At 60.7% G+C, this 13,990-nt stretch carries 12 protein-coding genes; all 12 read right to left on the bottom strand.

The features are described from left to right. Position 1 precedes the first annotated feature (1 nt). The gene (gene icmH / locus AC1DE4_RS08650; RefSeq protein WP_192240453.1) at positions 2 to 1,324 is read right to left on the bottom strand and encodes a type IVB secretion system protein IcmH/DotU; all 1,323 of its coding nucleotides are present in this window, start codon (positions 1,322 to 1,324) and stop codon (positions 2 to 4) included. Between the two features lie 4 nt (positions 1,325 to 1,328). Next, positions 1,329 to 2,663 (bottom strand): type VI secretion system baseplate subunit TssK, encoded by a 1,335-nt coding sequence (tssK, locus tag AC1DE4_RS08645; RefSeq protein WP_169680781.1) that lies wholly within the window; start codon positions 2,661 to 2,663, stop codon positions 1,329 to 1,331. Between the two features lie 16 nt (positions 2,664 to 2,679). Next, complete coding sequence (tssJ, locus tag AC1DE4_RS08640) at positions 2,680 to 3,141, bottom strand: type VI secretion system lipoprotein TssJ (RefSeq protein ID WP_477880988.1); 462 nt, start codon at positions 3,139 to 3,141, stop codon at positions 2,680 to 2,682. Continuing rightward, entirely contained in the window at positions 3,141 to 4,403 is a 1,263-nt protein-coding gene (tagH, locus tag AC1DE4_RS08635; protein WP_477880986.1) for a type VI secretion system-associated FHA domain protein TagH, read from the bottom strand. Before tagH ends, tssJ begins: the two co-directional genes overlap by 1 nt. After that, on the bottom strand, positions 4,400 to 5,461 hold the full coding sequence (gene tssG / locus AC1DE4_RS08630; RefSeq protein ID WP_192240451.1) for a type VI secretion system baseplate subunit TssG: 1,062 nt from the start codon (positions 5,459 to 5,461) through the stop codon (positions 4,400 to 4,402). The genes tagH and tssG overlap by 4 nt, the downstream gene beginning before the upstream one ends. Further along, positions 5,425 to 7,299, bottom strand: coding sequence for a type VI secretion system baseplate subunit TssF (gene tssF, locus AC1DE4_RS08625; protein WP_477880983.1), 1,875 nt, complete (start codon positions 7,297 to 7,299; stop codon positions 5,425 to 5,427). Before tssF ends, tssG begins: the two co-directional genes overlap by 37 nt. A gap of 2 nt (positions 7,300 to 7,301) precedes the next feature. Beyond that, positions 7,302 to 8,063, bottom strand: a complete 762-nt coding sequence (gene tssE, locus AC1DE4_RS08620; RefSeq protein ID WP_025659185.1) for a type VI secretion system baseplate subunit TssE — start codon at positions 8,061 to 8,063, stop codon at positions 7,302 to 7,304. Continuing rightward, positions 8,050 to 8,499, bottom strand: a complete 450-nt coding sequence (locus AC1DE4_RS08615; RefSeq protein WP_025659184.1) for an Hcp family type VI secretion system effector — start codon at positions 8,497 to 8,499, stop codon at positions 8,050 to 8,052. Before AC1DE4_RS08615 ends, tssE begins: the two co-directional genes overlap by 14 nt. A 28-nt stretch (positions 8,500 to 8,527) precedes the next feature. Continuing rightward, positions 8,528 to 10,036, bottom strand: coding sequence for a type VI secretion system contractile sheath large subunit (gene tssC, locus AC1DE4_RS08610; RefSeq protein WP_477880981.1), 1,509 nt, complete (start codon positions 10,034 to 10,036; stop codon positions 8,528 to 8,530). Between the two features lie 3 nt (positions 10,037 to 10,039). After that, on the bottom strand, positions 10,040 to 10,576 hold the full coding sequence (gene tssB, locus AC1DE4_RS08605) for a type VI secretion system contractile sheath small subunit (protein WP_477880979.1): 537 nt from the start codon (positions 10,574 to 10,576) through the stop codon (positions 10,040 to 10,042). Beyond that, positions 10,573 to 11,736: a type VI secretion system protein TssA gene (locus AC1DE4_RS08600; protein WP_025659183.1), complete on the bottom strand. Its 1,164-nt coding sequence runs from the start codon at positions 11,734 to 11,736 to the stop codon at positions 10,573 to 10,575. The genes tssB and AC1DE4_RS08600 overlap by 4 nt, the downstream gene beginning before the upstream one ends. 94 nt (positions 11,737 to 11,830) lie before the next feature. Next, entirely contained in the window at positions 11,831 to 13,927 is a 2,097-nt protein-coding gene (locus tag AC1DE4_RS08595; RefSeq protein ID WP_477880976.1) for a serine/threonine protein kinase, read from the bottom strand. Between the last annotated feature and the right edge of the window lie 63 nt (positions 13,928 to 13,990).

The following is a 13,990-nucleotide window of genomic DNA, read 5'->3' as shown; positions in this document are numbered from 1 at the left end:
CTCAGAGCCCCTTTTCGATCAGGAGCTCGATGCGGCGGTTGGCAGCCCGGCCTTCGCGACTGTCGTTTCCGACCAGAGGCTGCGTTGCTGCACGTCCTTCCGACCTCAGGCGATCCGGCGGCAGGCCGCTGGCACGCAACAAGGCGGCAATCGTTGCAGCGCGCGCCTCCGAGAGGCGCTGATTGTTGGACAGGGGATTGGTGGCCTGGAGCGGAACATTGTCGGTGTGTCCGACGATCGTGACACTTCTGATCAGCTCGGCGTTGTCCTTGAGCACAGCCGCAATCGATGCGACGAGGGGTTCGAAGCTTTTTGTCAATTCGGCCCGGGCAGAAGGGAAGAGCTCCGGAGTGCTCGACTGAAGCAGGAGTGTGACCCGAGAGGCGTTTTCATTGCCTTTCAAAGCCGGAAGAAGCGCAGGAGGCGCGGCGGCACGGAACTCTGGTAAAAGCGCAAGGACGACGGGTTCGACTGGCGGCGCGCCCGGCGGCGGTGTGCGTTTCTCCGGGCGATAAATTTCGGCGCGCTCCGGCGGTGGTAGCGCCCGAACGAGCGTCGCAAGCTCTTCCGCCTTGGAGCCCAACCGCGTCGATAACAGCACGTAGATCGCCGTCGCGAGTGCGACCGCCACGACAGCGAGTACCCAGATCGGAATGGCAAAGCCGGAAGGCTCGTCTTTCGCCGTAACGCCCTCCCACCTCGGCGAAAGCGGCGCACCCTCGGCATCCACGTCCCGCAAGAAGCGCGCGGCCGCAGCACGAACGGCGTTAATGGAGCGATCGCCGGCACGCCCCGGCACCCGATATTTGCCGCGGAACCCAAGCGCCAGGCACATATACTGCAGCTCCAGCAATTCACGATCGCGACCGGGATGGCGTTCCAGCTCCTCCAGCCTGGCGAAGAACTGCTCCCCGGCATCCACATCGCCGCGTAGCATGACGACCAGCGGCTGGCGCGGCCATGCGCTGGATCCACCCCAGGGCGTGTTCAGTGCCAGATCGTCAAGCAGTGCGGCGACAGCCCAAGCGGCCGCATCAGCGCGGGCCAGGCTTTCGCCAGACGCCACGGCCGCATCGCGTGCCGAAACGAGTTCCTCCATCAGCCTGGTTCGCAATGCTTCCGGATTGCCGGGTGGCAATGCATTCTCGAGTTCGGGGGCAAATTCGAACAACCTGGCGAAGGCATTGACCAATGGATTAGGATGGGATCGGGCGCGTCGAGCCAGTGTGCCGGTGGCAATGACCGGCATTGCGCCCGGGGGGACGGGGCGGATACGCGTACGACCTTGATCTTCCGATAGGCCGAATGGATCCTCACTTGACATGGTACTACCTGTTTACCGAGTAGCAGTCGATCTGTGGTTCGTTGGGCAAAACACCGGAGACTCCAATCACAAAACCGGGCGAGCGTAGAAGCGACTCCCAGTGCTCGCTGCGTTGATCGAGTTCGAGGCAGAGGCGATCTCCGTCGTAGGGAATTTCGCGGGGCTGAGAGTGAAGAGGTTTGAGGCCGATACCGGGCAGTCGAGACTTCCACAGCGCCTCGAATTCGTCCGCAGCACCCACAGTAACCTGGTTGACGAAGATTTTGCGCAGCGCCTCGTCGGACATGTCGCATCCGACCCGCACGACAATGCGGCTGGCCGTCAGAAGTTCGGGATTGTCGATGCGGACCTTCCAGACATTGGTGGCGTGTTTCAAAACAGGCAGCGCCCGCGACTTCGGCTCGACATAGCGCAGGCTCAGGATCAGTGAGCGCAATGTGTCGGCGAGTGCAGCAAAAGCTGGTCCAGGCGCCATGTGCTCATAGATGGGAAGCTCGCTCAGTCGCCGAGAGCCCGACCCGTAGGTCGCCATCCGGCCAGCCAGACCGCTGAGCTCCAGAAAGAGCTCGGCCGGATGAAAAACCTCCTGAGGAAGCATATGCGCCAATCGGGCGCGGGCGCTGTTGGCAAGATCGAGCACCAGCAGATTTTCTACGCTGCGGCCGGGGCCGCCGAGCACCATCTTGCCATGGGCTTCAGCTATGCGGTCAAGCCCAGTGATGACCTCCTGCAGGAGTTGGCCATAAAACAGCACGGTACCGGTTGCGAGTGCGGGCGGCAGGAAGTTTTCGGAGATCGCCACCCTGCCATCGGACAGGAGCCCGGTAACGTTGGTCACCGGCATTGCGGTGTAGCCACCGGTCGCCTGCGCCGGGGAAAGGAGCAGGGCTTGCGGACGGGCGATCTCGATCTCTTCGGGATCAGCGCCGCCATGCACGGCATCGCGAACCCACTCGATCCTTCCTCTATACCTCGCACCGGTGGGATCCCGGTGGGCGGGATCGAAGCTGGCACCTCCCGGAGGTTCGAGCGGCAGGGCGAGCTGAACAGCGCCGGCGCCCATGTCGTTGGTGATTGTCAACGGGGTGGGGGCGTCCATCGTTTCGGGTATTGCGAACGGGGTGCCATCCGGGAAAATGCCACGGGCCGACGTCACCGCTATCCGTCCGGTTTCCAACTGCGCGGCATCCAGCATCAGGGACTTGAAGCCGAAGGTCTGCAACCGTCCAGCCTGCAGCGAGCCGCGTATCAGCGCTTCGGTATAGCGGTCCTGCTGCTGGAAATGCTGCGTTCGCAGAAAGAGCCCCTCGGACCAAAGAACCTTGTTGGTATCGGTCATGCTAAACGCCCTCCATTCAGGCGAGCGCGAGCGTCATACCGCCGCGGCTGAGTACGACATTCGCCGTCACCGTCGATTCCGGCCTGATCGGAACACTCCTTCGCCACGTACGGCTGCCGGGTTCCCGGAACAGCGCGACAATCCCGAGGAAAGTGGCCTCCGGCGGGAACGCCACCGTCTTTGAGGCGGTTGCACCGGGAGCGACCGTCAATTGCTCGGATCCGACGAGGTCTGCGCCGAGCGCACCGGACGGATCTGACTGAAGGGCAAAAATGTCAGCCGAGTTGAATTTCCCGACATCCTTCAGCCGGAGAACGAGGAGGGTTACGGGACGCTCCCCGCCACCGGCGGCAACATTCATTCCGGCCTGTCCCGTCGCCCTGACGATTACGGTCGAGGATTTGGGTGGACCGCCCATGCAAGCGGAAAGCAGGCCTGTCGCGCCGGTCACAATGAGAAAACCGCGTCGGTTAAGCATCAATTGTCCTCCCTCTCTTCATAGCCATCCCGAAAGTCGCTCCCGATTTCGCCGAGGAAGCGCGTCGACGCGCTCTTGGCGATTTCGCGATAGCGGTTCTCATAGAGCTCCCAGAGTTTCGCCCGCCGTCCACCGGCAAACAGGGCATCCAACGCTGAGTGCGACTTCAGTTCGCTTTCGAGCGCCGCCGGGTCGAAGCGGTCTATCATCCTGGCAAGCGCTGCTTGGACGCCACGCCACGTTCGCACATGGTGGTGGGCGAGATCGCGGATGGAATTGCCGATGGCGGCCTGCGGAGAAAGAAAGCCTGCGTTGCGCTGAGCCAGGAAGGTTGCGATTACATCATCCACCGTGGGAAGGAATTTGAGAGGGTTGACCTCGGATGCGCCAACCACAGTCTGGGCGATTCTTGCTTCGCCCTTTTCTTCGGCTCGTTTGCGCAAGAGGTGCATCAGTCCTTCCAGCATCAGCCGGTATTCCCGACCGAAATTCTCCATCTGGGCAACCGGATCGGATGTGGCAAACTCTTCAGCGCCAAGCCCCAGTCCGCGCAAAAAGGCTTCGCGCAAGACGGTTTCGGGTTGTCCGGTCTCTTTCGGCGTCGGCGTCGCCTGCGGTACTGGGGAATAACGAGGTTCGGGCGGGGGCTCGGAGACGGGCTGCGATGGCGTGCTGGGCAAGGAAAAATCCCAGGCGGGTTTGCCCTGGTCTGATGCTGGCAGAGGATCGAGGCTGAAGGGATCGTCGAATATCGGCGCCCTCTTTGCTGTCTCGCCCCTGTCCGACGCGACAAACGCACCCGGGGCTGGTTGTTCGAACGGGTCCGGTAGTCCAACCGGCCGCGGGGTAGGAACTGTCGGCTCCTTGCGCTCGGCGAAGAAGTCGTCCCGCTCGAGCCCACCCTGTGGCAGAGGATCCGTCTGTTCGGAAGCTCGCTCCGACGGTGTTGCCTGGAACTCAACCCGGACGACGTAATTTCCAAGCTGCAGGCGCGCTCCGTCATGCAGCGGGGCGGAATTCCCCAGTCCAAGCGGCGTGCGCGAGCCGTCAATGAAAAGCCCACCGCTGGAGGTGTCAGTCACCACATACCGGCCGCGAACGAAACCGATGGTGCAGTGAGCGCGTGAGATATACATGTCGGGGTCGTCAATCCGCCAGCCAGCGTCTGCGCTGCGGCCGATGACGAGCTCGCCATCAACAAGCCGCATCTGGCGAACAGCCTGGGGTCGGGGTGAGTGTTCAAGGGTGAGGATCAGGCTCATGCCGCGGCCTCCGGCATTTTTGGCCGCCAGCCAATGATGGTGCGCATGCACAAGTCATCCGCGTCACCGCGGTCTTTCGGTCGAGCAAGCCATGCGATGTGTCCGATCCGCATGGCTCCGATCCTGGCAGCGGGAACGTCGTCCCTCTTGAGCACCAGCCTGACATCGACGTCGAGCCCGTCTCCCACCAGATCGCGAACAGCGGATTGCAAGGTTTCGCGCCGTTCACCGCCCGGCAGAAAAGCGACATAGTCGGTAAACGTCAGCGGGCCGATCGAGAGCTCTATCCTCTGCTGTCGCTGGAACGACCTCGGTCCAATCGTGGCGCTTCGTCCGAGTTGCCCATGCCCGCCGCCAATCCGTGACTGAAGCTCTGGCGGTATTGACGTCCAGGAGCCGACAAATTCGCGAAGCCGAACCGGCACTTTCAGCAGGTCGGCGAGAAACAGCGTAAGTCTCTCTGGTCCATCCACCTGATGGGCGAGGGCCGACGCGTGGGAGATCTTGGTGGCGTCGATTTCCGAGGGCTCGGGCCCCGTTCCGCACAAGCCGAGACCCGCCAGGGCTGCCGACATCGCGCGAATGCGGCCGCCGTCGTTGCGTGTGACCTGAACCGGCGGATGAGCGTCGGCCCAGGCCCGATAAAAGAGTGCGATCATGCGATGCTGAAGAATGTTCACGAAATCGACGAATGTTGTATCGGAGACCTCCCGCATGTCCGCCCTTGCGAACCACCGCTGCGAAAGTCGGTCCAGCACCCAGCGCGTCAGATGGAGGGGCATCGGGCCTTCTGGCCCGAGCAAGCCGATATTTGCCACCGTGACACGGGCCGGCGCGCTTTCCGTGGCCGGCTCGACCTTTGCGACATCCTGCACGGCAAAACCAAGCCGCACGTGCTGTCCGAGCCGGGCCGGCTCCCGGTCCGGTCGCCCGGCCTGGCCAAAGAGCTGTCCGTCGTCTTCGAGGTGTCGCAGGAGCTCGAAGAAGTCGAATGCCTCAAGGGATGGAGTGGCTTCCTTCGTCAGATCAGGAAGCGGTTGCCCGGCGCTATCGGCCATAGCACATCCTCCTGTTTCTGTATGATGCGCGTGCGGGTGCGCACGAATGCGTTGATTGCCGAATAGCGCGCAAAAAGCTTCGACAGCAGCGCTGGAAGCAAAAAGGTGCTGTGCCCGGCAAGCACAGATTGATCGATGTGAAGCGTAACCTCAGTGCCGCGCGCAAAGCACATCGGCCCGGCAATTGCCAGGCGCTCGATCACGGGCCGAGCCTCGACGCGGGCGATCGCGCGAACGTGCCTGCTCAGGCTTGGATCCCCACGGTGCGCGTAAAGTTCAAGCAGCGCATGAAGCGGATCCACGCCGCGACCTTCTTCCGCCAGGCTAAGAAAGTTCAGCGAAAGTTGCGCGATGAGCCGCCAGGCGAGTTCATCGGCCCTCGAGCCTTCCACCGCTCCAGCCGGAAGCGTCGCTGGAATCGAAGGCCACGGCGGCCGCAGCGCCCCGAGGAGCTGGACGCTCTCGACCGGGTCGCCGCTTTCGAGCGAGAGGGACGGTGTGTCGTCCAGGATAGGCAGATCGCGATTGGTACAAAGCGCCGTAACCTCAATCCGCTTCAGTTGCCGGGCCGCTGTCGACTTGGCAGGGCGCGAAAGCGTGAGGAAGACATCGTCGCCGGTATAGGATGTCCGAGTTTGTCCTTGGCGCAATTCGTCCTCACCCGGCCGCCGCGGACGGCGCTCGGCGAAATAGACCCAGCCGTTTCCACGGTTCTGGCCCAAGCTAAAGAGTGCCGGTATTTCCGCATCAGGGCCTTCGGCGTCGGCGTCTTCGACGCCGATTGTGCGATAGATTTCGAAGTCTCGTGGGCGCGTGCGATCAGCGTGAAGTACTTGCCGGGTCCGGCGTGTATCGAGTTCAATGACGTTGCAGCTGCGCTCGAACAGATTGATGATTGGCGTTACGAAGAGTTCGAAATCCTTTGTCGTGATATTCGCAAGCTCTGGAACGGGACGCCGTAACAGAAAGACCAATTCCAAGCCGCTCCCGCAGCGCCGAACGACCGGTTTCAGGCTTCTCACGCGCGCATAGTGAAATCTTTCCGGCGCCATGAAGTATTCGCGCAAAAGCCTATAGCCTTCGAATGTTTGGCGCGTGCGCGGCATAAGTGCTTCGTCGTCGCAAATCCCGACCATCTCTGGATCCGGAAGTGCGCTCAGAATGTTATCGCGCCCTTCAGGGCGGGCTCCGACGGCCGCGCAAGCGCCAAAGAGCGTATCGAAAAGCAGGGGCGCCTTGCTCTTGTCGCCAAAATGCAGATCCAGACAGTCGAGCGACAACTCGCTGAGCTTGCCTTTGCCGGTTCGATTGACGATGACGCTCAGCGCCGCCGAACCGCTTGCCCCTTCAATTGGGGCTATCCCGGCCGCTGCAAGCGCGCTTCGATCCTGAATATAGGAGACCGAGCTTATCGCGAGCGGCCAAAGGGTAACGTCCTGGGCCGTCGTATAAATGCACCGGGTGGGTACTCCAGGGCGGACGCTCGAGACCAGTCGGGTTCCTCGCTTTACGAGGTGCCCTGCGAGCATCGTCTGGACCTGTTGGCCCGGCTTCAGCAAAGCCATGGCGGTCGCGGGGGCAGGCGCGATCAGGTCCGGATAGAAATTTTCGAGCACGCTTCGTGCGAAACGCGAGCTCTCGGCATCGACCTTCTGGCGAGTGCGCGCAGCAAGATAGGCCACACCGTCAAGAAGGCGTTCGACGAAGGGGTCGGKACACGGGATCGTGTCGAGGGAGAGGTTGCGCGCGATCGAGGGGTGCATTCCCGCGAACTCGGAGGCGAGTGCCCGAATGTGGGTGAGTTCTTCCTCGTAATACTCCAGGAAGACCCGGTCCATGGTCAGGTGTCCTTCAGCTCAGTCCGCGCCGAACCGTTATCGAGGTTGAGTATTGTGCGCAGCAGCAGCCGCTCTGGTGCGGGGGAGGTAAGCAGCAGCGCGTCGATGTCGATCCTGAGACCGGCTGCCCTGTCGCCAAGACTGACGGTGACTTTCGTCGCGCTCTCCTTGAGCCGGGGTTCAAATGCAGCGAGCACGCTTCGGATCTCTTTGGCCAGTTCATCGCGGTCGAAGTCACGCGAGGAACGGCCGGAAAAAGGCGGGACGCCATAATTGATCACGCTGCGGCGTACCTCCGGGAAGTCCTCGAGCGATGGAGGGTCGTCTCCTGCCTGATCGGCTTCGAAGTCGGTCAAGAGTGGCGAGGATTCGAAGCGTTGCGCATTGAAAAGCGCCTCTATGTCGCGTCGCACTGCTTCGCGCAGCACATTGATCGAGACGACGACGCCACGGCTTTCCAGTTCCGCCTGCCGTCGCTCCAGAGAGAGCAGACGGTGGATGTTTTTCTTCTGCTCGGAACTGATATCCGTGGCAGCGTCGATCTGATGGAGGCCTCCCGCAATCAGCGCGTTGAGACGTTCCTCGTCCATTTCGTTCTGGATCGCCTGCCGGAGTTGATGGATTTCCGAACTGAGCCCCGGCAGGTCGTTCACAAGGCGATCCCACAGGGACGGCTGGATCGCTTCGCGAGTTGCCCGCGGGTGACCTCCGGGCGGTCTTGCCTCCCGTCCCAATCCTTTTTGCCAGCTGTCACTTGCCGACATAGACATCCATTTCGACCTCGTCCTTGTCGTCATAGTTGAACGTGATGTTCTTGTAGGCGAAACCGATCCGCTCTTCGAGCACGTCTGGTTCATCGGCACTTGGCTTCATGTGGTAGTTGGTCACCGAAGCTTCCTTCAGCGTGATGACCAGGTAGTCGCTCGTTTCGCCTTCGATCGTTCTGCGCGCCGAAAACTTCACCTCGTCCAGAGGCGTGTTGTCGAAGAGAGCCTTCTTCAGATAGGGCGAGGACTTGTCGTAATGCTTGATGAAGTTGACCATTCCCAAGCTGACGCGGCCTCTGCGCGACAATGAATTGGGGTCGAAGGGAGCCACCATCTCAAACTCCACTCCGTAGACCTCGATTTCTTCCTCGTGGCCATCGCGAACGCTGGGTCCCGTGATATCAGGTACTTTGAGAAATCCGTCAATTTTCATGAATAACCTCCCATCAGCTATCTGTTGCTCATGACTTCATGGACGGCAGCTCCGAAACCAGCCGGAGCGAAGCGTTGATACCTTCCAACTGGTAGTGGGGCCGCAGATAGAACCGGGCATTGTACCAGCCGGGACGGCCCTCAACACTGTCAACCTGGACCTCGGCAGCAGCAAGGGGACGTTTTGCGCGGGCCTTTTCGTCGGCAAAGACAGGGTTGGCGAGAACGTAGCGGTTGATCCACTCCGTCAGCCAGATCTGCATGTCGGCACGTTCCTTGAACGAGCCGATCTTGTCCCGGGCGATCGCCTTCAGATAATGGGCGAACCGCGAAACCGGGAACAGGTAAGGCAGGTTTGCACTCAATCTCTCGTTGGCCTGAGCGTCCGGGTCGACCAGCCGGCCGGCCCTCGTTTCGTCGTCCTGCAGTGAATGGGCGCCTATGAAGGCGGCAATATCGGTGTTCTTGCGATGGAGGATCGGCATCAGCCCCAGCTTGGCGAGCTCGGCCTCTCGCCGATCGTCAATGGCGACCTCGGTCGGGCATTTCATCGCCACCGTGCCGTCGTCGGTCGGGAAATTGTGGACAGGCAGATTGATCACTGCCCCGCCGTTCTCGACACCACGGATCTGCGTGCCCCAGCCAAACAGCTTGTGGCTGCGGTTGATGTTGACGCCCATCGGAAAGGCCGCGTTCATCCAGACATACTTATGATGATCGCCCTGGACTTCTTCCTCAAATGCAAAGCCCTTCACCGGAACGGTTTCTGCACCATAAGGCAGCCTTGCCAGCACGCGCGGCATCGTCAGGCCTATGTAACGGGCATCCTCGCTCTCGCGCAGCGACTGCCATGAGGCATAGGCCGGCGACGAGACGATCTGTTGGAGGTCTTGCGGGTTCGGCAATTCCTGCCAGCTTTCCATGCGAAAGAGACGAGGGGCGGCTGCCGCTATGAACGGTGTGTGCGCCGAGGCGCAGATGCCGGACATGTTGCGAAGCAGACCGACATCCTTCGGGTGGTTCGAGAATTCATAGGCGCCGATCAGGCAGCCGAACGGATTAYCCCCAAGCATCGAGTATTCGTCGGTGTAGACTTTTTTGAATATGGGACTTTGATCCCACATCTGACCTTCGTAATCCTCAAGCGTATCAGCCAGCTGCTCCTTCGAAATGTTCATGACGCGGATCTTCAGCTTCTGATCCGTCTCGGTATTGTTGACGAGGTACCACAGCCCGCGCCATGTCCCTTCCATCTGGAGCACTTCAGGCGCATGCAGAATTTCGTTGGTCTGCTCGGTCAGCAGCTTGTCGATGCCACCGATCAAGGACTTGATCGATTTGATCGCGTTCGATGAGATGACGGTCGATTCCGCGCGGGCGCGGGCAGCAAGCGCCAGGTTCCTGACCAAGGTTTGAAGCTTGTCGCTGTCATCCTTCTTGACCTTGAAGTCCTTCTCCAGAAGACCGCTGAATTCCTGAAGGTCGACTCCCTCGGCTTCCGCGACACCAGCGGGAGCGGCTTTTTCCTGTTCGGCCATGGCTCAGACCTCCGACTTGCTGCTATCGTCGAGCGCCTGGTCGGCGATCTTTGCTAGCAGGGGCTCATTGTTCAAAAGTTGCGCGATGCGTTTTTCAGCGTCGACGCGTCCATCCATGAAGCCGAGCAATTCTTCGAGTTGGCGGCGCATTCTCAAGAGTTCTGCAAGCTGCGGGACTTGTTCGGCCACACGATCGGGCGCGAAATCAGCCATGCTGGTAAAGGTCAGGTCGATTGCAAGCTCTTCATCGCGCTCTTCACCCTCGGGTTGGGGAAGGGTGTTCTTCACGCGAGCTTTCACACGTGGACTGAGCGCTTCCATGAAGCRGCCAAACCTGTTTGCGTCCGTTTCGACAAAGGCGCGGTCCCGGACGGACTTGCTGGCCTCCGGCGTCTGGGAGGCGCCTGCGAGATCGGCCATCACGCCCATTACAAACGGCAATTCAATGGTTGTCGGGCTGCCGTAGGTTTCGACTTCGTAAGCTATCTGGACGCGAGGCGCCCGGTTTCTTTCAATTACCTTGGCCTTAGTTTCGCTCATTGATGGTCACCTTTCGTCCCAGGGACAGGTTTCTTGCTTTCCGGCACCCCGGCCAGAAGCCGGAATTCCTTCAAACCGGAGGGCGCCAGGTCCTCCATGAGTTCCAGAAAATCCATCGGCACCATGCGTTTGATCCTCCGCGCCAGATGGGGGATGGGGCTCGACGGTTCAGTACGGTCGTAAAAGGCGATGATCAGGTCGATGCACTTTGTGACATCCTCGCGCGATGTAAGCCGTGACGGAAAGACTGCCGGTGCTCCGATGTAAGTCGGAGCGGCGGGGGCGGTGGCTATTGCGGGCGCACCCTCACGGTCGAGGCCTTCATCGTTTGCGGTTTCCTGCCTGGGGCTCGGCTTTACTCGTTCAAGCGTGGAAACCGCTCGCTGCAGGAACCGGCTCAAATCCGGCAATGTGACACGTACATCCTCCCCGATTTGCCGATTGAGCGATGTTTCAAGCGCCTCCATTGCAGCCGCCGCAGCCTTTGCGCTCTCAAAAAGCGCTATCGCCTCGTCGGGGGTTTGTTCTGCAAAGGCAGCGCAACCGATCCTTACACGGTTCAGCAACTGGTCATGGGCGCTTACAAGCGACGCCTTCTCGGCCTCGCTCAGTCCGGGTGCGGCCTCGCTGAGAACGGTTCGGGTGTCGATCGCCCCGCGATCCAGATCGCGCCCTGTGACAGGGCCGACGCCCCGCGGCGTAAAAAAGGTCATCTTGCGAAGATCGCCGAGCAAGCCATCCTTGTCGTTCTGAAGCTGTAGAAGAGCGTTGATCCGACGTAGGGCGGCGTCGCGGAGTGGCAAGCCCTCGCGAAGTTCCGGATGCATCGTTTTCCAATGCATGTCGAAGGTTCCAGTGATCAGGTTCAGCCCGTCAGCGAGCCCGGCAAGACCCTGTTCGTTGGCAAGCGCGCGCGTCACGATCACCAGGAGCCTCAGATCCCGTCCATGGGGGCGCAACTCTTCAGATTTTCGAAGGACTGTCGACCAGTCGACCGGGACCTCGGTCCGTGAAACGGGGTTGTTGCGCTCGTCACGGCTAATTTCTATCTGCGGTTGCACGAGGCGCTCGAGCTCGTGAAACCGTCCGTCATTCCGCAAGCTTTCACCTGACGGGTTCACACCGTCCAGCGGACTTAACCAGAGAGCAGAGTCGAACAACCGAACCCCCGTTAACCGACTAGTATTCCCTTGCAATTTGCTTTTTACCACAACTTCCCGGTCTATACTAATGCCGTGTATGTCCGGCTTCTAATTAATTCCGGGTGTCGATCAGCCGGGTGCTCATCGAGAGAATTGACACATGCCCATTAGCTATCGCAGCGCGTAAATCTTCGGCAAACGACTTGGTGGACTCCGTTGTTGGTCGAAGCTGTGAGAAAAGTGGCTGGTCGGTCTGCATGACAATTATCAGACTTCTGCCGAACGTCGCGTCGACGGAAAAGGAGAGCTTGGAAGGATCGGCTGCACCCTCTGCGGCAGGGTAGGCAACACGGATAGTGCGCATGCCACCCGACACGGACCCAATTTGGGCAAGGGCGTGATCGGGCCTCTTTATGTTCGGAAGAACATTGAAAAGATTGCCGGTGACGTCGGCGATAACGACCCACAGGTATCCCTTGTCGAGCGAGGCCGGCGCAATTACGTCAATGACCGGGTTGTCGCCGACCGAATAGACGCCTGCCATGTTCGGTTCGGTCCTGTCGCCGTAGCCGAGAACGATCGACATTTGACCTTGCGGTGCATCTGGCAGCAGCTCTTGAACAACGCACAGTTGGCTGTTGAGCACTGTGGCGTCGAAGCGTAGCTCGCGATCTCCGACACGAGGGGCGAGCGTCTTTTTCAGGGCTTCGACGTCATCGCCGGACGCGACATTTCCACGGACGACCAGCGTCGAGCCGAGAGGAAAGCTGCCGCTCGCCGGAGGTTGAACGAGGAGCGGACCGCAGGTTTGAAGTGGCACGAGAAGAGGCTTCAACTGGTCCGGCGACAGGTCCCGCGGACCGGCCGCGATCCGGACGATACTCTGGTAACCGGTCGACTTTGCCGCAGCGTCAAAGCGGGTGACCGCATCTTCGCGTGCAGCTTTGTCCGCCGCCAGACCGGTGAGGCGAGCTGTCCGATCAGCGACTTCGAGCTTCCACTCGACGAGTGGAGCGGCGGCTTTAAACAAGGCGTCAATGTCCTGCGCCCAGCGTTTAGATGGAGCACCCTGGGCAAGCGTCAGAGCGCCATTGGGCGGAGGAAGCCCGACCGTTCGGTTGAAGGTCGACAGGATTGCCTGTTGCTGCTCAGCATCCGGAGCAAAACCCGCAAGCATGGGGCGGCTTTGGGCATCCACCCCGGCCGTGAGTTTGTAAGGGGTTGCGATCGGAAGCGCAGTCGGGGACAAATGCTCAAAAACCCCGAAAAACCAAAGCCCGGCGATTGCCGCCAGCGCCACCAGGGGCAGGATCGCGAGCCATGGCTGCCACCTGGGCCTTGCTTGATGCCCGGTCTCCCGCCGTGCCTTGGCGAGACCAGGCTGCAGCAATCTGCCGATTTCCTTGACGACTGCGGCAGCACTCGGAGGGCGTTGGGCAGGGTCCGGCCTGGTGAGATCGTCGATCAGCGACTTCAACGGTTCAGGAACACCCGAGGTATCAAGTCGCCGTTCCTTGTGACGGACAACCTCGCCGGGACTGGTTCCGACGTCAGGAATCCTTCCTCGAAATGTGGCAAGCAGCGAAGCGCCCAGCGCATAAAGGTCAGAGCGTGGCTCCGCCTGCCCATGCAACTGTTCCGGCGCCGCATATTCGTATTTGCCCGCAAATTCCTTGCCGACAATTGTACGAGCCCCTGTCTTGCTGTCCTTCGCGATACCGAAGTCGATGATAACGGCTTCCTCCGGCCTGCCGTCGCGCAGGATGATATTGTCAGGGGAAAGGTCGCGATGAACGATCTTGTGCTCGTGCGTCGCGACAAGGCCTTCGGCCACTCTGTGGGCCACGACCAGCAGATCCCGAGGCGACGCCCCGCCACGTTCGAGCCACTCGCTGAGAGGTGTTCCGGCGACGTAGTCCATCACCAGATAGACGTGGCCGTCTTCGGTCTGGCTGCAGTCGGTGTAGCGCACAACCGCATCGTGGGAGATGTTGCGCATCTCCTCCTCACGCTTCATAAGCTCCAGATACCCGGCGTTTCCCGATAGCTCGCGTTTCAGCGCCTTTAGCGCCACCACACGGCCTGTGATCCGGTTGCTTGCCCTGTAGACCTCACCTGTGCCGCCGCGGCCGAGGATACCCTCGATCTCGTAGGTGTTGTTAAGCACCTGAGCTTTGCGAAAGATGTCGCCAGGCAGCGGATCGATCATCTGGAGCCTCCCAGCGCACCCAGTGGAAATTACGCGAGACTGTTCACCAGGAACACGTGGCCC

It is taken from the genome of Rhizobium sp. 10N414 (assembly GCF_056394785.1).
The sequence above is the reverse complement of the archived record's forward strand: the minus strand, read 5'-3'. Positions and strand labels throughout refer to the sequence as shown.